The following is a 22,233-nucleotide window of genomic DNA, read 5'->3' on the forward strand; positions in this document are numbered from 1 at the left end:
GAGCAACCGGGCGATAGCGTGACCACCGTGAAGACTTCGCCGACCCTGATGGACGCGCTCGCCGAGCGCGGAGGCCGCCCAGGACCTGGGCGGTGGGGCTGGCTGGCCGCCGGGGTCTGGCTGTTCTACCTGAACCAGCCGTTCGAGGAGATCATCCGCCGGGAGGGGACGACCCGGGTCCTCGGGCTGGTCACGCTCGCTCTCTTCGGACTGTCGTACCTCGGGTTCTTCGGGTGGATCCGCTGGGTCGGCATCGGCCCCCAGGGCATGCCGACCTGGCAGCGCCTGGCGTACCTCGGCGGGATGCTCGCGCTGAGCCTCCTGCTGCTGCCCTCGGCGGGTCAGCAGGCACTGACCTGCCTGGTGTACATCTCCGCGGTCGCGATGATGGCGCTCGACCTGCGGATCGCGATCGGCGTCGTCGCGCTGCTGCTCGGCGGCGTCGAACTGGCGATGCGGGTGGTGCCGGGCTGGACCGACAACGGCAGCTTCGGCTTCGCGATCTTCCTCGGCGCCTTGGCCGTGTTCGGCATGCGGCGGGCGATCCAGCGCAGTATCGAGCTGACCGCGGCGCGCAAGGACATGGCCGAGCTCGCCGTGCAGGAGGAGCGGAACCGGTTCGCCCGCGACCTGCACGACATCCTCGGCCACTCGCTCACCGTCATCACAGTGAAGGCGGAGCTGGCCGGCAAGCTGATCGAGGCGAACCCGGAGCGGGCGGCCGCCGAGGTCGCGGACGTCGAGAGCCTGGCGCGGGCCGCGCTGGCCGACGTACGGGCCGCTGTCGCCGGGTACCGCGAGCTGAGCCTCGCCGGTGAGCTCGTCTCCGCGCGGGCCGCGCTGCAGGCCGCGGAGATCAAGGCGGACCTGCCGACCACGGTCGACGAAGTACCGGAGGAGAACCGCGAACTGTTCGCCTGGGTGGTGCGGGAAGGCGTCACGAACGTCGTACGGCACTCCGGCGCGAAGCGCTGCACGATCCGGATCACGGCGGCACAGATCGAAGTACTCGACGACGGCAAGGGGCCGACGCCGGGCGGACGCACGTCAGGCCACGGGCTGATCGGGCTCCGGGAACGGGCGGACCAGGCCGATGCGTATGTGCAGGTCGGCGAGGCGCCCGGCGGCGGGTTCCGGCTGGCCGTGAAGGTCGGCCTGTGAGGATGGGGTTGTGACCATCCGACTGCTGATCGCCGACGACCAGGCGCTGGTGCGCGGTGCCCTCGCCGCCCTGCTCGACCTCGAGCCCGACCTGGAGGTCGTGTCCGAGGTCGGCCGCGGTGACGAGGTGATCGAGGCCGCGAAGAACGCCCGTCCGGACGTCGCGCTCCTCGACGTGGAGATGCCCGGGCTGGACGGCATCGAGGCGGCCGCCGCGCTGCGGACCGCCGTACCAGGGGTGCGGGTGCTGATGGTGACCACGTTCGGCCGGCCCGGGTACCTGCGGCGCGCGATGGAGGCCGGCGCGGCCGGGTTCGTCGTCAAGGACACGCCCGCGACTCAGCTGGCGGACGCCGTACGGCGGGTGCATCAGGGGCTCCGCGTGGTCGACCCGTCGCTCGCCGCCGAGACCCTGGTGGCCGGGACCAGCCCGCTGACGGGCCGCGAGTCCGACGTACTGCGGGCCGCCCGGGAGGGAGGCACCGTCGCCGACATCGCCAAGGAACTGCACCTGTCCGAAGGCACCGTACGCAACCACCTCTCCGCCGCCATCGGCAAGACCGGCGCCCGCACCCGAGCCGAAGCCGCCCGCATCGCCCTCGACAACGGCTGGTTGTAGCCGGTCTCTACCTCTAGGGTTGACCCCAGGGGAGGGATCTGTGATGTCGATCGAGGATTTCAGTGTGCGGGGTCGGTTGGCGGACACGGGTGAGGGGATCACGCCCGACGAGCTGCAACTGGCGGCGCGGAACCACGGGATGCCGCTGGAGGGGCTGCGGTACGACGTGACTCCGCCGGGACTGCACTACGTGCTGGTGCATTACGACATCCCGGCAACGAACGCGGGCGACTGGCTGCTGAGCGTGGACGGGTGCGTCGAGCAACCGTTGGCGTTCGGGCTGACCGAGTTGCGCGCGATGGGACGCCGTACGGTCCGCGTCACGTTGGAGTGCGCCGGCAACGGCCGGGCGACGCTGCAGCCGCGGCCGATCAGTCAGCCGTGGTTGTCGGAGGCGGTCGGTACGGCGGAGTGGACGGGCGTGCTGTTGTCCGATCTGCTCCGGCTGGCCGGGCTGCGCTCCGACGCCGTGGATGTGGTCTTCACCGGCGCCGACCACGGTGTGGAGCGCGGCGTCGAGCAGGACTACCAGCGTGGGCTGTCGGTGGAGGAGGCGATCGACTCCGGCGCGCTCGTCGCGTGGGAGATGAACGGTGCGCCGCTGCCGCCGCAGCACGGGTATCCGTTGCGTCTCGTCGTACCCGGTTGGTACGGGATGGCGAGCGTGAAGTGGCTGCGGTCGATCGAGGTCATCGACCACACGTTCGACGGGTTCCAGAACGCGGTCGCGTACCGGATCCGCACGGACGCCGACGACCAAGGTGTCGCGGTCACCCGGATCGAGCCGCGGGCGCTGCTGATCCCACCCGGTTTCCCGGACTTCATGAGTCGCCACCGCTTCGTTGCCGCCGGCCCCGTTCCGTTGTTCGGCCGGGCCTGGTCCGGCTGGGCGCCGATCGAGCGGGTCGAGGTCAGCACCGACGCCGGCGTGAACTGGCACGAGGCCACGTTGGGTGCCCCTGGCAACGAAGACGAGCTGGCCTGGCGCGGTTTCGCCTACGACTGGGAGGCGACACCCGGCGAGCACGTCCTCACCGTCCGCGCCTACGACGCCAGCGGCCGCGAACAACCCATCGAAGCACCGTGGAACCGCGGCGGCTTCAGCAACAACACCGCCCAGCGCATCACGGTCCTCGTCACCTGATCCGGTCACCTGAAACCCGCGTGTCGTTCGCGTGTTCCGGCGTACCGCAGTCACATTCTGGAGACGTACACGGTTCTCACTTCCAGGAGTGATGCGGTGAACGCCAACCAGCTGCACGCGCGGGTCTTCCGAACGGCCGGCGAGTGGTACGCCGATGTCGACGACGAGCTCGATCCACAACCGGACAACCCGGTCTGGTGGGGCTCGTACCCCACCCAGCCGGCCGCTATCGAAGCCGCCTGCACCCACCTCGCGGAGCTCCAGCAAGCGTCCTAGAAAAAGAACAGGGCAACCACCGCGGCCCCGGCGAGCGCGCCGAGCACGAAGAGCGCGTAGACGTACCAGTGCACCGTCCAGTCGGCGTCGGCGGCGAGTACGTTCGACGGGTCGTCCGGGTCGATCTGCACATCGAGCCGATCGCCTACTGCGGGGAGCGGCTCGAGCTGGTCGGCGCCGTCGATCTCCACCGTCGACCCGTCGCCGGGATGGGTCACGGTGATCGTGACGTCGTGGTTCTTCGACCACTTGTCGACGTGGACCGACAGCACTACGGCCGACCGCACCGGAGCCGAGCGCGCGACCTGCTGCTCGTGGCGGGCATCCGCGATCCCGAGCGGGGCGATCGCGAAACAGCCCAGCACCAGCACACCGCCCACGATCGGCCGGACACCACCGCCTAGCCGGCCGAGCCAGCTGAACCGGCCGAGCCAGTCGGGCCGACCGCGGCCCGCTCGCCGATGCCTGCCGCCGTCCGCCGGGCTCTCACTCTCGCCTTCGACAAGCCGCGCCTGGGCCGCCTCGCGTGCCTCGGCAAGGTCGCGTTCGCGGGCACGTTCGCGGCGGCGCTGGGTGCGTTTGCTCGGCTGCTCGAGGCGGTTCCACCAGGCGAACTGTTCGACGAGGAAGCGGGCGGGGTAGCAGGCCCCGCCCGCGATCGCGGCGCACACGAGCGGGTTGTTGTAGAAGAAACTCGGGCGGGTCAGCCAGCCGAGGAGGTACAACCCGCCGCCGACCGTGCCGAAGAACAGCAGCAACAGGAGCAGCTGCCGGCCGTGGAGGTCGTCGTCGTCGGGGTCGGTCACCGGAACATCATGTGCGATGGACGCAGCTCGGCGCCGCGCGGTTTCATTCCGGTTCGTTGTGCGAGTCGCCACCGACCCGGTACGGCGTCGTCACGCCCTCGTACATGAGGTGGGTCATCAGGCCTTCGGAGGCGTGGGGGAGGTTGTGGCAGTGGTCCATCCAGAGGCCGGGATTGTCGGCGACGAAGGCGATCTCGTAGGTCTCCTTGTTGCCGACCTCGAGGGTGTCGACCCACCACGGTGAACCGGTCGCCGCGATGCCGTTGCGAGACAGGACGACGGCGTGGTGGCCGTGCAGGTGCATGGGGTGGGCCTGCCCGCTGGTGTTGGAGATCTTCATCCGGACCACGTCCCCCTCGGCGACCATGTACATCGGCACGTCGGGGAACTTGTGGCCGTTGATCGTCCACCACAACCCCGGCATACCGTCCAGGAACCCCGGCCGCCGCCCGATCCGGTACTCGAAGTTCCGGTCCGCCTTCGCCGGGTCGAACCCGATCGGCGCCGGCGTCCCGTACTTCAGCAGATCGACACTGTCACCCGGCAGGTCACCGCCCGGTGGCTCGGCGCCCGCGGGCCCGATCCCGAGCGACAACGCCGACGTACCGGCCACCAGCCGCATCCCGCCCGCCGGGACCACCGCCTCGAGATCCACACGTCCACCAGCAGGCAGCGGATAGGCAGCCGTCACGGCCGTCGGCCCGTGGACGTCGCGACCGTCGACGGCAACCACCCTGTACGGCGTCCCGATCAGCCCGACCCGCAGGATCGCGTTGTCGGTGTTGATCACCCGCACGCGCGCCGTCGTACCGGCGGGCACGTCGGCCCGCCCGGTCCCGGTGCGCCCGTTGATCGTCCGTTTCCCGTCGTACGTGTGGATCGCGGCCACCACCTCGCCAGGTGAAGGAGACGCGATCACGATCGGGCCGAACAGACCGCCCTTGACCTCGTCGCTCGACACCTGATGCGAGTGGTACCAGTACGTCCCCGCCTCCGGCGCCTTGAACCGGTACACGTGCTTCCCACCCACCGGTACGGCGTCCTGCGTCACCCCGGCGACCCCGTCCTCGGCATTCGGTACGTCGATCCCGTGCCAGTGCAACGTGGCGCCGTCCTTCACGGACTCGTTCACGAACGTGACCTGCACCAGATCGCCCACCCGCGCGCGGATCAACGGCCCGGGCGACGTCCCGTTCACCGTGTACCCGTCGATCGTCTCCCCCGACGCGAGCTGGAACTTCTGCTTCCGCGCCACGAGCGTCACGTCCACGTTCGGCGTACCCGTCTTGGGCCCCGCCAGGTCGTCGACGCTCATGCCCGCGTGATGGTGCTCGTGGTCCATCGACGGTCCGCCGCCGTGGTCGGCGTACCCCATCTCCGCCGGGTTGTACTCCCCCGGGACCAGGCTGGTCGCCCAGAGGAACCCGAGCGGTACGAGTACCGCCAGGGTCACCCCGAGAGCGACCAGCCGGCCCCATCGACGGTTCTTGACGTCAGCCACTGGTCACAGGCTGATTCGGTACGACGGCCCGTCGCGCGCCCGCACTCGCCACACCGGCGATCGCGAGCCCGTTGATCCCGTGCAGCACGCCCAGCGCCGGAAGCCCGAAGGACACCACGGCGAGCAGGAACTGCACGACCACCAGACCGACCACGATCCCGGCCAGCACGCGGCCACGCGGTACGTCGGTCAGGAACGACACGATCAGGAACACCAGCGCGAGCAGCGCGATCACCGAACCGGCGATGCTGTGGTAGCTCTGCCCGAAGTTGCTGTAGTCGGCACCGATCGAGGTGCCGTCGTCGGCGTCCTTCGCGATCGTGAACCCGGCCAGCGCGATCGAGGCGACCTGCAGCACGACCGCGATCGCGATCAGCATCCCCACGACCCGGTACACGTTCCTCATGCCCGCCCCTCCATCCGGCGCTTCCGCACGAACAGGACCGCGGCCACGATCAGCAGGAGCGGCAGGACGGGCGGATGCCCACCGATCACCGTGCAGCCGATCGACAGCATCACCGCGGCCACACCCAGCAGGATGAGCAACGGGAACGGAATGCGGCCCAGCGGCCCGCGAGCCGCCCACTGAGGCCGCTGACCGCCGGCACCCGGCCCACTGGTCGCTCCACGCCAACCCGCGCCCGATGCCCCGCCCGGTCCCGCCGCTCCCGCTGCGTTCTCCGGTGCGGTCCACGGCGGCCGCCGCCAGCCCCACGGACCGGCCCAGCCCTCGTTGTCGTCACCGGCCGTGGCCTGGTGTGCTCCCGGCAGGTCCGCGAACAGACCCTCCAGGTCGGCGCCGGTCCTCGCCTTCAGCGCCCGCTCGACGCGCTCGGAGTGTTCGTCCGCGCTCAGCCGGCCGGCTTCGTAATGCTCGCCCAGACGCCTGACGGCGTCCTCACGCTCACTGTCGCCGATACGGATCGATCCGCCCGGCCTCTCGTCGTTCATGACACTCCTCGGTGCTCGTAGTTCTTCCAACGGCACCAAGACTGTCTTTCAAACCGCTTTCACCGCGTCGCCTCAGCGGCGACACCTCCCCTACCCCCGGAGGAGCACACTGCACCGCTGGACGCAGTACGACGTACTCCCCCGGGCGTAGACCAGCCCAGGGTGAACCCCTAAGCGTTCGCGGAGAGGATCTTGTTCACATCGTTGTTGGCCTTGCTCAGCGAAGCGGGATCGGCCTCGAAGGACATCACCGCGTCCATCGCCGGTGTCATCACCGCGGTCACGTCCGCGGCGTTCGGGTTGGCCGGGTACGGGAAGACGTCACCGGCCTCGACCGGCTCGAGGAACGGTGTCACGTCCCAACCGCTCTTCGCGAACGCCGCCTTCGCCGCCGGCATACTCGCCGCCACTGCCGGGAACACCACGCCCGCCTTGGCGACGATGTCCTGGGCGGTCTGCGACCCGAGGAACTTCACCCAGGCCCAGGACGCATCCCGCCGGGTGGTTCCGGCCCAGATGGTGTCCGCGAGCCCGTTCATCATCGACATCCGCTTCCCGATCGGTCCGATCGGCAACCGCGCGAGCTTCGTCTTCACCTGCTTCAGCGTCCCGTACGTCCCGAGCATCCAGGAGCCGTTCGGGGTGATCGCGTACTTCCCCGCACCGAAGGAGGTCGTCACGTCCACCCCGGACTTCGCCTGCGCGTACGTCGGCATGTACCCCTTGGGGATGAGCCCGCGCCACCACCCGATGGTCTCGGTGAACTTCGGGTCGCCGTAGAAGAACTTCGTCCCCCACGGTTCGCCCTCGGAGTACTTCCAGCCGTTGCTCGCGGCGTACCAACTCCAACTGGTCTGCCCGTCGCCACCGCCGGCGTCGGCGTACCCGAGCCCGTAGACCTTCACGTTGTTCTTGTCGAACCCGGGCTGGTCACCGCGACGCCCCTTGGAGTCGACCGTGAGCCGCCGGACGATCTGCTCGAACGTGCCGCCGTCCTGCGGGTTCCACGTCATCGAGTTGAGCTGCTCGGGACTGATCCCGGCCGCCTCGGTGAGCGCGCTGTTGTAGAAGTAGACCTCGGTGTCCCAGTCCTTCGGCAGGCCGTACCGCTTGCCGTCGGCCCCGATCCAGCGGTCCGCCAGACCCTTCTGGTAGATGCTCAGATCGACGTTGTCCCTGGCAACGTAGTCGTCGATCGGCAGCACCTGACCCTTGTCCGCGAACAGCGGGTACTTCGACGAGTGCCCGGTGAACACGTCCGGCGCGGTGTCCGAGATGAACCCGGTCACGAGCTTCGACCAGTAGTCGTTCCACCCGTACTGCTCGATCTTCACCGAGTACTGCGGGTTCTGTTCGTGGAACACCTTGGCGCACTCGGTGTACATCGGCAGCTGCGCGGAGTCCCACAGCCAGTAGATGATCTCGCCGTCGCCACGCGCCGCGGCGCCGTTGTTGCAGGCGGCAACAGCCGGTACGGCGAGCGCGGCCAGTCCTGTCTTCAGCAGGGTCCTTCGTGAGAGGTTCATCATTTGATCCCGGAGAAGCCGATGGAATTGGTGATCCGCTTGGCGAACGCGAGGAACAGGATGATCATCGGCAGCGCCGCGATCAGCGTGGCCGCCATCAGTCCGGCCCAGTCCGGACCGCCCTGCGGCGTCTGCGACCGGAACACGCCCAGCGCGACCGTCAGCACCCGCACGTTCTCCTGCTGACCGACGAGCAACGGCCAGAAGTAGTCGTTCCAGGAGTTGATGTAGGTCAGGATCGCCAGCGTCGTGATCGGCGCGGCGCTCATCGGGATGATCAGCCCGAAGAAGATCCGCCGGTGCCCGGCACCGTCGATCATCGCCGCCTCCTCGAGCTCCCGGTTGATGCTGAGGAAGAACTGCCGGAGGAAGAAGATCGCGAACGGCGTCATGAACGCACCCGGCAGGATGATGCCGGCGAAGCTGTTCAGCAGCCCGAGGTTCTTGATCAGCACGAAGTTCGGCAGCGTGGTGAAGATCGGCGGCACCATCAGCGCGGCCAGGAACAACGCGAACACCTTGTCCCGGCCGGGCCAGCGCAGCCGGGCGAACGCGTACGCCGCCATCGCGCTGAAGAACACCTGGCACACCGTCGTGATGGTTGCCACCACCAACGAGTTGCGCAGGTACAACCAGAAGTTCACGGCCGCGCCGGAGCCGCCCTGTGCCTGCGCCTCCTCGATCGACGACAGTCCGAGCACCCGCTTGAACGCGCCGAGCGTGGTCTCCACGGGCAACAGCGAATCCGGGTGACCGGGCAGCTGCGTGTTGTCCGAGAACGCCGTACGCAGCATCCAGTAGAACGGGAACAGGGTGACGATCAACAAGATGAACAACAGGACCCAGGCGACCGTACGCCCGACACTCACCTGCCGCCTCATGCGAGATCACTCTCCTTCGCCCGCAGCAGCCGCAACTGGAGCAGCGACACGACCGCGAGGATCGCGAACAGCACCAGGGCCATCGCCGACGCGTACCCGAAGTCGAACCGGGTGAACGCCCGTTCGTAGATGTAGTAGTAGATGACCCGGGTCGCGTTGATCGGACCGCCCTGCGTGGTCACGGCGACCGTGTCGAAGATCTGGAACGACCCGATCATGGTGACCACCAGGACCATCACCAGAACGGGCCGCAGCAGCGGCAGCGTGATCCGCCAGAACGTCTTCCATTCGGTCGACCCGTCCACCTCGGCGGCCTCGTAGACGTACGCCGGGATCGTCTGCAGCCCCGCGAACACGAGCAGCGCCGTGTACCCCATGTGCCGCCAGACGTTGATCCCCGCGACCGTCGGGATCGCCCAGTGCGAGTCGCCGAAGAACGCCACCGGATCGATCCCGACCCAGCCCAGGAACGTGTTCACGACGCCGACCTGCACGTCGAGCATCCAGTACCAGACCAGCGCGACGACGACGTTCGCGACCAGGTACGGCGCGAGGATGACGGCGCGGACCGTGATCGACTTCGTCAACCGGTACATCAGCATCGCGATCCCGACCGCCAGCACGGTCTGCACCCCGATGTTGATCACGACGTACTCGACCGTGACCCCGAGCGCGTTCCAGAAGAAGCTGTCCTGGATCATCCGCTCGTAGTTGGCCAGACCGTTGAACTTCGGCGCCGAGAGCAGGCTGTACTCGGTGAAGCTCAGGTACGCGCCGCGCAGCGTCGGCCAGATGTAGAACACGACGAACCCGAGGGTCGCCGGGGCCAGGAAGATCATCGCGACCTTCAGGTCCCCCAGGCTTCGCCGTTTCCCTGGTGGTGCTGCGGAGACCCCGTGACTTCGTTTCCTGGTAGGTGGTGCGTTGGTGGTGGCGGTCACGGGGATCTCCTTCTCTGTCCGGCGGTCGGACGGCCTTATCCGATCGCTGTCACGTCCAGCAAAATCGCGCTCTCGGGCCATTGAGCGGGCATGAGCACTCCGACCGAGGCGAGGGCGGCGCCGTTCAGTTCCACGCTTCCACCGTCGGCCGACCATGCCGTCGACCGCGACTCCGGCCCGGGTGTCGCGACCTTGCTGATCCGGTACGTCCGCTGCGGGTCCAGTCCGGGCAGCCGCACCCGGCCGACGGCCGAGGTCACCGACTGCGCGACCTGTACGACGCTGAACACGCCACGGGAACCGTCCTGAGCCACGACGCCGTGGACGAGCACGTCCTCCGGCCCGCGGTCGGCGCGGACAACCGTCCCGGTGTGCAGCAGCGGTCGCAACTCCTTGTGCAGGGCGACCCAGCCTTTGAGTTCCTGGCGTTCCTCGGGGGTGGCCGACGCGATGTCCCACTCGATGCCGAAGTGGCCGAACAGCGCGGTGATCGCGCGGAACGACAGCGTCTGCGTGCGGCCGGTGGTGTGCGCCCGCGGCGGGCCGACGTGGCAGCCGATCAGCTCCGGCGGCAGCAGCAGCTGCGTGTAGCGCTGGATGGTCTGCCGCTCGAGCGCATCGTTGCTGTCACTGCCCCAGATCCGGTCGGTGCGCTCCAGGATGCCGAGGTCGACCCGCGCGCCGCCGGACGAGCAGGACTCGATCTCCAGCCCCGGGTGCCGGCGCTTCAGCTCGTCGATCAGCCGGTACACCGCCAGGGTCTGCTCGTGAATGCCCGCCGTACCCGTGTGCTGGTTGCCGCCGTCAACGAAGTCGCGGTTGTGGTCCCACTTCAGGTACGCGATGTCGTACTCGCTGAGGATGCTGTCCAACCGCTCGAGGATGTAGTCGTACGCCTCCGGGACGCCCAGGTTCAGGCCCTGCTGGTGGCGTGCGGTCGGCGGCATCCGGTTGCCGGTCGCGAGGATCCAGTCCGGGTGCTCGCGTGCCAGGTCCGAGTCCGGGTTCACCATCTCGGGCTCGACCCACAGGCCGAACTGCAGGCCGAGGCCCTTCACGTGGTCCACCAGCGGGTGCAGGCCCTTCGGCCAGATTCCCTCGTCGACGTACCAGTCACCGAGGCCGGCGTGGTCGTCGCGGCGGCCGCGGAACCAGCCGTCGTCCAGGACGAACCGCTCGGCCCCGACCTCGGCGGCCGCGTTCGCAAGCGCCTTCAGCTTGTCCAGGTCGAGGTCGAAGTACACGGCCTCCCAGGTGTTCAGTACGACGGGACGCTCAGTCTTCGGGTGGTTGGGACGCGCGCGCAGGAAGTCGTGGAAGCGGTGCGAGACCTGGTCGAGGCCGACGCCGTACGAGCCGTAGATCCACGGCGTGCTGTAGGTGCCGGCGGGCTCGAGGCGACCTTCGCCCGGGAGGAGCAGTTCGCCGCCGCCGATCACGCCGTACCCGCTCATGCCGCGCTCGGCATAGGTTCGGTGGTTGCCGCTCCAGGCGGTGTGCACGGCCCAGATCTCGCCGGCGCGGAAGCCGAAGCCGGGGGTGCCGGCGAGCAGCAACAGGGTCGCGTCGGCGCCGGTGCGGCCACGGCGGTTGTCGCGAATGTGGGCGCCCTGCGTGAACGCGTGCCGCTGCGGGTGCCGCTCGCCGATGTGCCGGCCCGTCATGTCGAGCAGCTCAGTCGCCTCGGTCGGCACCGGCAGCGCGAGGTACAGCCCGTCGACCGTGTACGGCGTCTCGCCGGTGTTGGTCAGGTCGGCCTTGCTCCGCACCAGACCCGAGTCCGTCAGCTCGACGGTGAGCCGGAGCTCGAGCCCGGCCTCGCTGTCCGAGGCGTCGATCTGCACGGTGGTGTCGGTCTGGGCGACGCTGTTCAGGGTGAAGCTCGCCGAGAAGTCCTGACCGTCGCGGTGGCCGTTCAGGCCGGGGAGGCCGAACCAGCCGGCCGAGTACTCGGGCACGATCGCGATCGGACGGTTCTCGTCCAGGCCACTGCCTTCCTGGACCGCGCCCGCGCCGCGGCGCAGTTCCAGCAGAGCGTTCTCGGTCAGCTCACCGAGGTCCGCACCCCAGTGCAGGACGGACGGAAGGGCCGGACCGGAGCAGTCGAGCACCAGGCTGACGCCACCGGCGCGGAGCTGCAGAATCTCGATGTTCGACACTGTTGATTCACTCTGCTTTCTGATTGATTTCAGGACGGAACTATTTACCCCGTCAGGCCGGTTGTCAATGCTTCACGAAGTTAAGTAAATACCCTAGAGCGTTACAACGAGGGAAAGGGTGAGATCAGCGGCCGAGCCGGGCCTTGAGGAGCAGCTCGTGCAGTCCAGGCTCGGCGGACGGCCGGTCCGGCAGGTCGCTCGCTGCCTCCGCTTCGTCCAGCACGTTCTGTAGCTCCAGTACGTCCGTGGCAAGCCGCTCGAAGGTCGGCCCTTCGAGGGGCGCATGCTCGGCCTCGGCCTTCGCCGCCATCAACTCCGGCAGGTACGACGGTCCGCCCGGAAGCTCCCGCAGATCCGCCTGGACCACACCGGTCCGCATCAGGTTGATGCCCGTCAGCAGCACCCGGAACGTGTAGAGCAGTGGCTTCAGCTCACGCTTCTTCTCGAAGAACTCCCACTGGGTGCGCGCGAACCCGCGGTAGTGGTGCGCGTGCCACCTGGTGATGCAGCCCTTGGCGAGCGCGACGAGCTCGGCGTGTTCCGGCGTACTGACGACGACGAGCGGTGACAGGACCTGTTCGAGGACGTAGCCGTTGCGGCGGAGCATCAGGCGGGCGAACTTGGCCAGGTCGTGAGTGACCAGATCGACCTCGGCCTCGTTCTCGAACCAGGTACGGTCCAGGGTCTCCGGTCCGTGACGCAGGCCGACCACCTCGGCGGCCGGCAGCACGTGTACGCCGCGCAGGTCGACGTCGGAGTCGCGGGACGGAAAGCCGTACAGGTGGGCGCCGGAGACTGTTGCGAAGAGCAACGGGTACGGCTGCTCCCCCATGATGGTTCGGAGCTCGGTGTAGTCGAGTTGCCGCATGTCACGTGTCACCGAGGCTCCTCTTTCGGACGGACCGGAGCCAGGTGTCGACGGTTGCGACGTCTGGCGTTGCCGGGAGGACTGTGTGTTGCAGTGCCTTGTCGAGTTCCTCGTGGAGGTTGAGGCGCCAGCGTTCGACCTCGTCCCACGGCAGTTCGCCGCGTTTGACGGCGAGGAGGCGTTCGCGGTGCGGCCCAACGTCGACGACCAGCGTTGCTTCGAGCAACAGTTCGCGGGCCGAGAGCAGCAGCCGGATCAGGTGCATGACGTGCTTCCACTTCGGCGTACCGTCGCGGCGGAAGTCGGTTTCGAGCTTCTTGAACTGGCTGAGCACGTAGCCGGAGTACGTCTGGTAGGCCAGTTGGGACAGGAACGCCGTACGGAGTCCGACGAGCTCCTCACCGAGGGGCGTCTGGCGGACGACGAGGGGTGAGTGCAGGACCTCGAGGAGGTTCGGGTTGGACCTCAGCGCGAGTTCGCAGAAGCGCTCGACCTCCCACGAGAACCACTCCGGCTCCGGACCGTCGACGTGCGTCGGCGGTTTCGCGAGCGACCAGAAGGCCTCGGTCGGGGCGACATACACACCACGCGTGTCGGTATCCGACTCGTCGGTGTCCAGGCCGAAGGCGCGTGACCCGACGACTGCGGCGTAGATCGTGTGCTCGCGGACGAGTCGGTCGCCGTCCGGCTGGTCGAGTTCGATCGCCTCGTCCTGGTACGCCGTCCGCAGGCTGAGCTGATCGCGCCGGGCCAGGGTCTGGCGACCGTCCACGAGGCGCACCGTGTACCGGCCGTCCGGGGTCACGCCGGCGACCCGCCCGGTCGCCCCACGCTGCGCCGTACCGCCCCGATCGTCGGGCGCCGCAACCCGAACCACCACCTGCGTACCCACCGGCAACTGCGGACCCTGAACACCCACCCGCCCCATGCTGCCCGACCCACGGGCCACGCCACCATCCACACTCGCCCCATCCGCGCCGGCCGAGCCCGGACGCCCAGGCCATCACAATTGCGCCGCCCGAGCCCATCCCCGCGTGGCGGACCCGGCCGCGGCCAATTGTGATGGCCTGGGCGTTCAGCATTCTCTTGACAAATTTTCCTGTCAAGTGGAGATTGAGGGGATGCTGCGGTACGTCGAGGAGCCCGAGAAGGTGCGGTTGGCGTTGTCGCCGATCCGGCGGCGGCTGCTCGAACTGCTGCGGGAGCCGTCGTCGGCGACCCAGCTCGCGGCCGCGCTCGACCTGCCGCGGCAGCGCGTGAACTACCACCTTCGCGAACTGGAGAAGGCCGGCCTGCTCGAGCTCGTCGAGGAGCGCCGACGGCGCGGATTCACCGAGCGGATCCTGCGCGCGTCGGCCGATCTGGTCGTCGATCCGGGCGTCATGGGCCGCGCGTTCACGCAGATCCAGGACCAGTACGCCGCCGAGCACCTGGTCGAGGTCGCCGCGGGCACGGTGCGGGACGTCGCGCGGATGCAGACCGCGGCCGACGCGGACGGGAAGCGGCTGCTGACGTTCACGCTCGAGACCGAGGTGCGGTTCGCGGAGCCGGGCGACGTCCACCGGTTCACCGACGCGCTGACCGCCGCGATGCAACAGGTGGTCGAGGAGTTCGACAGCGAGGGCGGGCGGCCGTACCGGCTGATCGCGGGCGGACATCCCGCACCGCGCCGTACCGAGGGAGAGACATGAAGATCGTGGTGACGGTGGCCGCCCCGGTGGAGACAGTGTGGGACGCGCTGCGGAACAAGGAGAAGATCCGGCACTGGCACGGCTGGGAGTACGAAGGCGGTCTCGACGAAGAGATCGACCTCATCTACTTCACCGAGACCGTCGAGGACGGTACGACGCTGCGGCTCGGAAACGGCGACGAGTTCGCCGTCGAGGCGGTCGAGGGTGGATCCCGCATCACGCTGACCCGCGCGCCGCTGGGCGCCGACCCCGAGTGGGACGCGTACTACGACGACGTCACCGAGGGCTGGATCACGTTCCTCCACCAACTCCGCTTCGCCGTCGAACGGCACCCGGGCGATCCCCGCCGTACCTTGTTCTACTCGGGTACCGGCGCCGTCTCCCCCGTCGACGAACTGCGGATTCCGGCCGGCGACGCATTCGACCTCGACCTGATCGGCGAGGACGTCAAGTGCGAGGTCTGGTACCGCTCCGACCATCAGCTCGGTCTCACGGTAGATGCCTGGGGCAACGGCTTGCTGGTGCTCAGCCACGTACCGCCCGGGGACCAGAAGCCGGAGGGCGCCACGATGGCGATCCTGTCGGTGTACGGCGACACCGACCGCGACGAGCTCGAGACCCGCTGGCGCGCATGGTGGACCGAACGCTACCCACAGGAACTCAAGCTTCCCGAGTGACGAGGCCGGCCGCCGCACCCCCGAAGGTGCGGCGGCCGGGTTCTCTTCAGTGCGTCAGCTCAGGTTCAGGCCCGTGTCGTCGATGACGAACGAGGTCTGCAGCGAGCTGTCCTCGGTGCCTGTGAAGCTGATCGACACCGTCTGGCCGGCGAACGACGAAAGGTTGAACGACTTGAGCGAGTAGCCGCTCGCCTTGTTCAGGTTCGAGTACGTCGCCAGCGTGGTCGAGCCCGCCTTCACCGTCAGCTTGTCGTACTGCGTCGACGAGGTGGTCTCCGCAGAGTCGATGTGCAGGTAGAAGGAGAGCGTTGCCGAGCAACCGGCCGGGATCGCGACCGACTGGCTCAGCGTGTCGGTGTGGGTCGAGCCGTAGCCGTCCAGCCAGGCCTTCCAGGTGCCGCTGCGCGCGGGCTGGGAGGTGCTGTTGTCGATCACTCCGGACGACGCCGACCACGGCGCCGCCGTACCGGTCTCGAAGCCCGGGTTGCCGAGCTTCTGGCCGGAGCAGCCGCCGGTGCCGCCGATGGTGAAGGTGAACGACGTGCTGCCCGAGCCGCCGGCACTCGCGGTCGCCGTCGCGGTGACGTTGAACGTGCCGCTCGCGGTCGGCGTACCGGACACGGTGCCGGTCGACGAGCCGATGGTGATGCCGGCCGGCAGACCGGACGCCGACCAGGTGTACGGCGCGGTGCCGCCGGACGCGGTGAGCGTGAACGGCGAGATCGCCGTACCGACCGTGCCGGTCTTGTTGCCCGGGTTCGTGACCGTGACACCACCCGACGTGGAGCAGGTCGGGTCGGCCGTCTGAGCCGGCACGCTGACCGCGTCCCAGGCCGCCTTCACGGTGTTGAACTCGGTGCAGCTGCCCGGGTACAGGCTCTTGGCCGCGGTCAGCGTCCAGGTCCGGTACTTCAGGTACGAGCTGCTGCTGGTCTTCATCAGCATCGCGTTGTACATGATCCGGATCGCCTTCTGGATGCCGATCCCGGTCACGGTCGAGCTGTTGCAGGTCGGGCTCGACGGGGAGCCGTTGCTGCCCTGCGAGAGCAGGTAGAACCAGTGGTTGCCCGGACCGGCGGCCGCGTGCACCTCGGTGCCCGGGATCGAGCTCGAGTAGCAGTTCGGGTCGCCGAGCGCCGACGGGTTGTACATGTTGCGGATCGGGCCCTGGCCGACCAGGTTGACCTCTTCACCGACCAGGAAGTCCGGCGGGTCGTACGACGCCGACTGGTTGCTGTAGTACTCGGTGGCCGCGCCGAACGTGTCGGCGACGAACTCCTGGGTGCCGCTGCCGGAGATGCCACCCGGCGTGTGGTCGTCGATCCCGTGACCCATCTCGTGGGCCAGGACGTCGATCGAGCCGATCCAGCCGCCGGCCGTGTTGTGACCGATCTGCACCTGCGAGCCGTCGTAGTACGCGTTCTCGTCGTTCAGGCCGACACGGATCGGCCAGGCGCCGCCGTTACCGTCCATGCCGTTGCGGCCGAGCCAGTCGGTCAGCATCTTCTTCTCGGTCTGGGCGGCGAACAGCGCGTCCACGCAGCCGGTTTCCTTGTTGGTCGCCGTACCGTTGCCCCAGTTGTCGTCCGGACCGGAGAACGTGGTGTTGTTCGCCGCGTCCTGGCAGGACAGGTTGGTGGTGTTGGGGTCCTTCATCGAGTACGTACTGCCGGACAGGGTGGTGTCCAGGTGGACCGGGTTCGGGCCGCTGTACGCCGCCGTACCGTTGCCGGCCATCACGTGTTCCTTGGTACCGAGCACCTTGCCGCTCTGCGCGTCGACGTACACCGACAGACTCGACGGGTCGTGGCCGTTGCTGCCGCTGACCCGCGACTGCCACACGAGCTTCGGGGTGCCGTTCAGGGCGTAGACGGCGAGCGTCGGCGTGGTCGCCGAGTCGACCTTCTTGAGCTGCGTCTTCGCCGTCTTCTGCGCGGCCGCGGGGGTCACCTTCGCGGTCGTCGACAGCTCCGGTACGGCGGTGGTCTGGGCGACCGAGGTGTACTTCACAACACCCTTCGCATCGGTGACCACGACGAAGTCACCACCGACGACCGGGAGGCCCTTGTACGAACGCTCGTACGGGACGTACTGCAGACCGGACTGTTCCGAGATCACCGGCTTAGCGGTGAACTTGTCGTCCTTCGAGGCGTGCAGGGCGCTCGGGCGCCCCGCCACGAGGGAGGAAGCGGAGTCGGCGGCGAACGCCTTCGACTGCGCCTGTGAGGGCCGCGGCGGAGGCGCCGCACTCGTTGCCGCGCCGGCCGACGAACCGAACCCGGCGAGTGCTGCCGCGGCGAGGCCGGTCACCCCGAGAACGACCGCAACTTTGCGGGAACGCTGAAACAAGACCATGGATGTGGTCCCTTCGCGATGTGGTGCTTGGGCGGGTTGCGCCTCGCCGGACTGCAGGCGGTGCACCACTCCGCCTGGAACCTCCGGCCTACCCATCGGCACGGCTGTCCGGAAGACCCCTTTCCATCCAGCCCCGATAGATCGCGCGGACGGACACTATGTCCGCACCCCCACCCGGGCAAGGCGCTGTCGTGCCGTTGGCACCCCCAAGACAACTGACCGCGTTGTCATCACTACTAAGCGCTGACAAACCCTCCCGAATCCTGAGATTCATCACGCCCGCAGCCGGGATGTGGTGGGTGGGGTGAGGGGGTCATCGCGGACCGTGATGGGGGCGGGTGAGCGGTGCGTCGCGGATCGTGGTGGGGGTGCTGAGCGGTTGCGTCGCGGATCGTGGTTGGGGGGTGGTGAGAGGTGCGTCGCGGATCGTGGTGGGGGTGGGTGAGCGGTGCGTCGCGGACCGTGGTGGGGGGCCGGTGAGCGGGTTGTCGCGGAGGGTGGCGGCCTGGCGGTGGGGTGGGACTGCTGGTGGTCTGGGGCTGGTCCGAATGGCAGAATCGCCCAGACGGGTTGGCTGCCGCGGGGTGCGACACCCCGGCGGCGGGACCGGATCGCGATCAGGACGACGCCGGCTGGGGTGTGAGTGGAAACCGAATTCGTGCTGTCGCTCGGCGAACAGCAGTGGACGCTGCAGGCCGGGACCGACACGATCACCATCGGCCGCGCCTCCAACGCCGACATCCGGCTGCAGGCGGACGACCAGATCTCCCGCATCCACGCCCGCCTGAACCGCGACGGCGGCACCTGGACCCTCCACGACGAGTCCCGCAACGGCACCGGCCTCAACGGCCGCCGCCTCACCGCCCCCACTCCCCTCACCAACGGCGACCGAATCCACATCGGCCGCTCGGTCCTCACCTTCCACAAATCCACCACCCCCAGCCCCCACTCCACAGACACGCCCCCCACCGCACCCCCGGCACCTCCCGCCGCCTCCGCCCCGGCGTCCGAGCCGCCACCAGCCGCACCCTCTCCTGCACCCCCGCAGGCGGACCCCACCCCACGGGAACCCGAGGCGCCGTACGCCGACCCACCACGTCCACCCGAGTACGCCGCCCCCACCCCAGTCACCCCGGACGAACCGAACCCGTTCCCCCCACCCAACCAACCCCCCACCACCAACTCCCTCCAGACAGCCCCGCCCCCCGCAGCCAGCCCATTCGCGCAAAACGAGCAACTGCACGCCCCCAGCCCGTTCGCGCAGAACGAGCAACCGCACGCCACCAGCCCCTTTGCGCAAGACGAGCAACCGCACCCCGCCAGCCCGTTCACGCAGAACGAGCAGGCACACGCCACCAGCCCCTTTGCGCAGGACCAGCAGCCGCACCCCGCCAGCCCGTTCACGCAAGAAGACCAAGCGCACGCCGCTGGGCCGTTCGCACAGAACGAGCAACCGCACGCCCCCAGCCCGTTCACGCAAGAAGAGCAAGCGCACGCCACCAGCCCCTTCGCGCAGGACCAGCAACCGCACCCCGCCAGCCCGTTCACGCAGAACGAGCAGGCACACGCCACCAGCCCCTTCGCGCAGGACCAGCAACCGCACCCCGCCAGCCCGTTCACGCAAGACGACGAGGCACACGCCAGCAGCCCGTTCACGCAGGACCAGCAGGCACACGCCGCCAGCCCGTTCACGCAAGACGAGCAGGCACACGCCGCCGCGCCGTTTGCGCCGGACGAGCAACCGCACGCCTCCAGCCCGTTCGCGCATAACGAGCAGCCGCACGCCCCCAGCCCCTTCGCGCAAGACGAGCAGGCGCGCGACGCCAGCGCGTTCGTGCAGGCGGAGCATTCGGCCGCTGCCGGGCCGTTTGTGTCGGGTGAGGAGGTATCCGGTGACGGCCGCCCGTTTGAGCCTGAGGGTAGGCAGGGGGCGGATGTCGATGAGTACATGGTGGGCGCAGAGGCTGGTGGGGCTGCGGGCGTGGTTCCTGGGTTTGAGCGGGGAACCTGGGCGGCCTATCCGTCGGCGGACAACCCGGAGCCGGTGCGGTCGCCGGCGGAGATCTCCGCCCAGATCGATCAGTCGGAAGCGAACTGGAACCCATCCGCCGGCTGGCCCGACCCGACCGATCGGCGGGCGTCGACCGCGGACCAGTTGCCCGGCGCGGACGACCGGCTCCCGAGGTCGGAACGACGCTTGCCCGGCGCGGATCATCGACTCCCCCGGTCGGAGCGGTTGCCCGGGGCGGAAGGGTCGCCCGGAGCGGAGCGCCGTACAGCCGACAGCGATGACGCCGTGGGGACGGTGCGGTTGTCGCGGGTGCTGATCGTGGCCGGGGCCGTGATCGTGCTCGGGATGGTTGTGAACCTGATCGTCACGTTCCTCGCCGACGGCCCCGGCGGCGTGCTCAGGTGGTTGGTCGCGCCGGGTATCGCGCTCGTGGCAGCGATGGTCCTGGCGCTGCTCGATGCGGCAGCCCCGAAGGACCACCGGCCGGGCCGTCTCACCGTGTCGGTTCTCGTCGCGATCGCCGTGGTGCTCGTCGGCGTCGGGATCGGGGGGTTCGCGGTGACGGCGGGCGCGAAGTACGTCGGCGGCTACCTGACGGGCAACGAGACCGGCGAAGACCGGCTGATCAAACCGGTCTCGAAGCCCGGCACGGGTGTCATGATGACCGTCGAGAACGTCACGTACACGAGCCATTTCACGCGCGTCGAGGTCAAGCTGGTCAACACCGCCAAGGAGGCGATCACGGTCCCGATCGCCGGTACGACGTTCACCGCCGCCGACGGTACCGCCCTGCGCGCCGACCCCGGCCGCAGCGCCTGGCCGAAGCGGATCGCGACCGGCGGCACCGAACACGGCACGCTCACGTTCAAGGGTCACCTCCCGGACAGCGCCACCACGGCAGTGCTCACGTTCAAGTCCGGCAGCACGTCCTTCGCCATCTCCAATATCGCCCTGAGCAACTGACCTCGAGCACCCTCCCGGCCGACTTACATCGAAAATTGATATAGTCGCCGCAACCCACCGCCGCGGTGGGCCCGGAGGGAGCGGCGGCATGCTGGACGTCGACCGGTTGACCACGGTCATCGAGGACTTCAACACGATCTTCATCCGCCTCCCGTCGGTCCGCCGGCTCAACTTCTCGGCGCTCTCGGTCCTGCACACGCTCCACCGGCGCGGGCCGTTGCGGCTCACCGACCTGCTGGCGACCGAGCAGCTGAAGCAACCCGCCCTGACCAGCCTGGTCGCGAAACTCGAGCAGGACGGCCTCGTCCAGCGCCGCCCCGACCCCGCCGACGGCCGCGCCAGCCTGCTCTACCTGACCCACACCGGCCAGGAGCTCGTCCGATCCCGGCACACGAACCGGGTCGCGAAACTGACCGCGCTCGTCGAGCAACTCACTCCCGACGAGCGCGCAGTACTCGCAGGCTCGATCGACGTACTCCACCGCCTGACCGAACTCGCTGAGGACACCCCATGATCCCCACCCCCATCGCCGTACCCGACGAGGTTCTCGACGACCTCCGCCGCCGCCTGCGTGCGACGAAGTGGCCGCGCGACGCCGGCAACGACGACGGCTTCTACGGCGTACGACGTACCCGCCTGCAACCGCTCGTCGAGTACTGGGCGGACGGTTTCGACTGGCGCGCCGCCGAGAAGGCGATCAACGCGTACGACCACTACCGCGTCGACGTCGGCGACGTACCGGTGCACTTCCTGCGCCGGCCGGGCATCGGCCCGCGGCCGATCCCGCTGATCCTGAGTCACGGCTGGCCGTGGACGTTCTGGCACTGGTCGAAGGTGATCGACCGGCTCGCCGACCCCGCGTCGTACGGCGGTGATCCGGCCGACGCGTTCGACGTGATCGTCCCGTCGCTGCCCGGGTTCGGCTTCTCGACGCCGACCCGGCCGGACATGAACTTCTGGAAGATCGCCGACGTCTGGCACGAGCTGATGACGGGCGTCCTCGGATTCCCGAAGTACGCCGCGGCCGGCTGTGACGTCGGCGCGCTGGTGACGGGGCAGCTCGGCCACAAGTACGCCGATGAGCTCTACGGGATCCACATCGGGTCGGCGCTGAAACTCACGTTCTTCAACGGCGACCGCGGCTGGGACCTGAGCGGCGGCAACCCGATCCCGGAAGGGCTGCCGCCCGCGATCCACGCCCGCGTCATCGAGCTCGAACGCCGCTTCGCCGCGCACCTCGCCACGCACGTCCTCGACCCGAGCACCCTCGCCTTCGGGCTCGCCGACTCCCCCGCCGGCATGCTCGCGTGGATCCTGGAACGCTGGCAGAGCTGGTCGGAGGGCGAGGCGTTCACCGACGACGACCTGCTCACCCACGCGACGATCTACTGGGCGGGCAACGCGATCGACACTTCGATCCGCACGTACGCCAACAACAACCGCTACCCGTGGACTCCGTCCCACGACCGTACGCCGGTGATCGAGGCCCCGACCGGCATCACTTTCGTCGGCCACGAGGACCCGCCCGGCGTGCACACTCCCGAGGAACGCGTACAGAACTTCCTCGCGAGCGACCGCGCCGCCTGGTACAACCACACCAACATCACCGCCCACCCCAACGGCGGGCACTTCATCCCGTGGGAGCTCCCCACCGAGTGGACCGATGACCTCCGGCGAACGTTCCGTCCCTTGCGCTGATCCGG

20 protein-coding genes are annotated in these 22,233 nt (G+C 68.8%); 9 read left to right on the forward strand and 11 right to left on the reverse strand.

The features are described 5' to 3' along the window. Nucleotides 1-27: 27 nt before the first annotated feature. From EV647_RS10530 to EV647_RS10545, 4 genes are all read left to right on the forward strand, one after another. Entirely contained in the window at nucleotides 28-1,161 is a 1,134-nt protein-coding gene (locus tag EV647_RS10530; RefSeq protein ID WP_134001412.1) for a sensor histidine kinase, read from the forward strand. Nucleotides 1,162-1,171: 10 nt separating this feature from the next. After that, entirely contained in the window at nucleotides 1,172-1,780 is a 609-nt protein-coding gene (locus EV647_RS10535) for a response regulator transcription factor (RefSeq protein WP_133789700.1), read from the forward strand. A gap of 43 nt (nucleotides 1,781-1,823) precedes the next feature. After that, nucleotides 1,824-2,924 carry a sulfite oxidase gene (locus EV647_RS10540; RefSeq protein WP_134001414.1) on the forward strand — a complete coding sequence of 367 codons (1,101 nt, stop codon included), beginning with the start codon at nucleotides 1,824-1,826 and terminating at the stop codon, nucleotides 2,922-2,924. Between the two features lie 96 nt (nucleotides 2,925-3,020). After that, complete coding sequence (locus tag EV647_RS10545; protein ID WP_134001416.1) at nucleotides 3,021-3,200, forward strand: hypothetical protein; 180 nt, start codon at nucleotides 3,021-3,023, stop codon at nucleotides 3,198-3,200. Here the strand turns inward: EV647_RS10545 and EV647_RS10550 are convergent. From EV647_RS10550 to EV647_RS10595, 10 genes are all read right to left on the reverse strand, one after another. Next, entirely contained in the window at nucleotides 3,197-4,006 is an 810-nt protein-coding gene (locus tag EV647_RS10550; protein ID WP_134001418.1) for a hypothetical protein, read from the reverse strand. The genes EV647_RS10545 and EV647_RS10550 overlap by 4 nt on opposite strands. A gap of 43 nt (nucleotides 4,007-4,049) precedes the next feature. Further along, nucleotides 4,050-5,507, reverse strand: a complete 1,458-nt coding sequence (locus EV647_RS10555) for a multicopper oxidase family protein (RefSeq protein ID WP_238177133.1) — start codon at nucleotides 5,505-5,507, stop codon at nucleotides 4,050-4,052. After that, on the reverse strand, nucleotides 5,500-5,913 hold the full coding sequence (locus tag EV647_RS10560) for a hypothetical protein (RefSeq protein WP_134001419.1): 414 nt from the start codon (nucleotides 5,911-5,913) through the stop codon (nucleotides 5,500-5,502). The genes EV647_RS10555 and EV647_RS10560 overlap by 8 nt, the downstream gene beginning before the upstream one ends. Next, nucleotides 5,910-6,458 (reverse strand): DUF1707 domain-containing protein, encoded by a 549-nt coding sequence (locus tag EV647_RS10565; protein ID WP_134001421.1) that lies wholly within the window; start codon nucleotides 6,456-6,458, stop codon nucleotides 5,910-5,912. The genes EV647_RS10560 and EV647_RS10565 overlap by 4 nt, the downstream gene beginning before the upstream one ends. A gap of 170 nt (nucleotides 6,459-6,628) precedes the next feature. After that, nucleotides 6,629-7,984, reverse strand: a complete 1,356-nt coding sequence (locus EV647_RS10570; protein ID WP_134001423.1) for an ABC transporter substrate-binding protein — start codon at nucleotides 7,982-7,984, stop codon at nucleotides 6,629-6,631. After that, nucleotides 7,984-8,865 carry a carbohydrate ABC transporter permease gene (locus EV647_RS10575; RefSeq protein WP_134001425.1) on the reverse strand — a complete coding sequence of 294 codons (882 nt, stop codon included), beginning with the start codon at nucleotides 8,863-8,865 and terminating at the stop codon, nucleotides 7,984-7,986. Before EV647_RS10575 ends, EV647_RS10570 begins: the two co-directional genes overlap by 1 nt. Continuing rightward, nucleotides 8,862-9,806 carry a carbohydrate ABC transporter permease gene (locus EV647_RS10580; protein ID WP_238177134.1) on the reverse strand — a complete coding sequence of 315 codons (945 nt, stop codon included), beginning with the start codon at nucleotides 9,804-9,806 and terminating at the stop codon, nucleotides 8,862-8,864. The genes EV647_RS10575 and EV647_RS10580 overlap by 4 nt, the downstream gene beginning before the upstream one ends. Before the next feature lie 35 nt (nucleotides 9,807-9,841). Further along, complete coding sequence (locus tag EV647_RS10585) at nucleotides 9,842-11,965, reverse strand: alpha-galactosidase (protein ID WP_134001427.1); 2,124 nt, start codon at nucleotides 11,963-11,965, stop codon at nucleotides 9,842-9,844. Between the two features lie 124 nt (nucleotides 11,966-12,089). Then, nucleotides 12,090-12,845 carry a DNA polymerase beta superfamily protein gene (locus EV647_RS10590; protein ID WP_238177135.1) on the reverse strand — a complete coding sequence of 252 codons (756 nt, stop codon included), beginning with the start codon at nucleotides 12,843-12,845 and terminating at the stop codon, nucleotides 12,090-12,092. Continuing rightward, nucleotides 12,835-13,752 carry a DNA polymerase beta superfamily protein gene (locus EV647_RS10595; RefSeq protein ID WP_134001429.1) on the reverse strand — a complete coding sequence of 306 codons (918 nt, stop codon included), beginning with the start codon at nucleotides 13,750-13,752 and terminating at the stop codon, nucleotides 12,835-12,837. The genes EV647_RS10590 and EV647_RS10595 overlap by 11 nt, the downstream gene beginning before the upstream one ends. 187 nt (nucleotides 13,753-13,939) lie before the next feature. Between EV647_RS10595 and EV647_RS10600 the strand changes: the two genes are divergently transcribed. Then, entirely contained in the window at nucleotides 13,940-14,524 is a 585-nt protein-coding gene (locus EV647_RS10600; RefSeq protein WP_238177136.1) for a helix-turn-helix domain-containing protein, read from the forward strand. Further along, nucleotides 14,521-15,201, forward strand: coding sequence for a hypothetical protein (locus EV647_RS10605; RefSeq protein ID WP_134001431.1), 681 nt, complete (start codon nucleotides 14,521-14,523; stop codon nucleotides 15,199-15,201). Before EV647_RS10600 ends, EV647_RS10605 begins: the two co-directional genes overlap by 4 nt. 54 nt (nucleotides 15,202-15,255) lie before the next feature. Here the strand turns inward: EV647_RS10605 and EV647_RS10610 are convergent, their stop codons facing one another. Next, nucleotides 15,256-17,556, reverse strand: a complete 2,301-nt coding sequence (locus EV647_RS10610; RefSeq protein ID WP_134001433.1) for a M4 family metallopeptidase — start codon at nucleotides 17,554-17,556, stop codon at nucleotides 15,256-15,258. Between the two features lie 643 nt (nucleotides 17,557-18,199). Between EV647_RS10610 and EV647_RS10615 the strand changes: the two genes are divergently transcribed. From EV647_RS10615 to EV647_RS10625, 3 genes are all read left to right on the forward strand, one after another. Beyond that, nucleotides 18,200-20,530, forward strand: coding sequence for an FHA domain-containing protein (locus tag EV647_RS10615; RefSeq protein ID WP_134001435.1), 2,331 nt, complete (start codon nucleotides 18,200-18,202; stop codon nucleotides 20,528-20,530). An 88-nt stretch (nucleotides 20,531-20,618) separates the two neighbouring features. Further along, a complete protein-coding gene (locus tag EV647_RS10620; RefSeq protein WP_134001437.1) occupies nucleotides 20,619-21,044 on the forward strand; it encodes a MarR family winged helix-turn-helix transcriptional regulator in 426 nt (141 codons plus the stop codon). Further along, complete coding sequence (locus EV647_RS10625; RefSeq protein WP_134001439.1) at nucleotides 21,041-22,228, forward strand: epoxide hydrolase family protein; 1,188 nt, start codon at nucleotides 21,041-21,043, stop codon at nucleotides 22,226-22,228. The genes EV647_RS10620 and EV647_RS10625 overlap by 4 nt, the downstream gene beginning before the upstream one ends. Nucleotides 22,229-22,233: the final 5 nt, after the last annotated feature.

The sequence above is a fragment of the Kribbella sp. VKM Ac-2566 genome, assembly GCF_004366005.1.
GTDB classification, from domain to species: domain Bacteria; phylum Actinomycetota; class Actinomycetes; order Propionibacteriales; family Kribbellaceae; genus Kribbella; species Kribbella pratensis.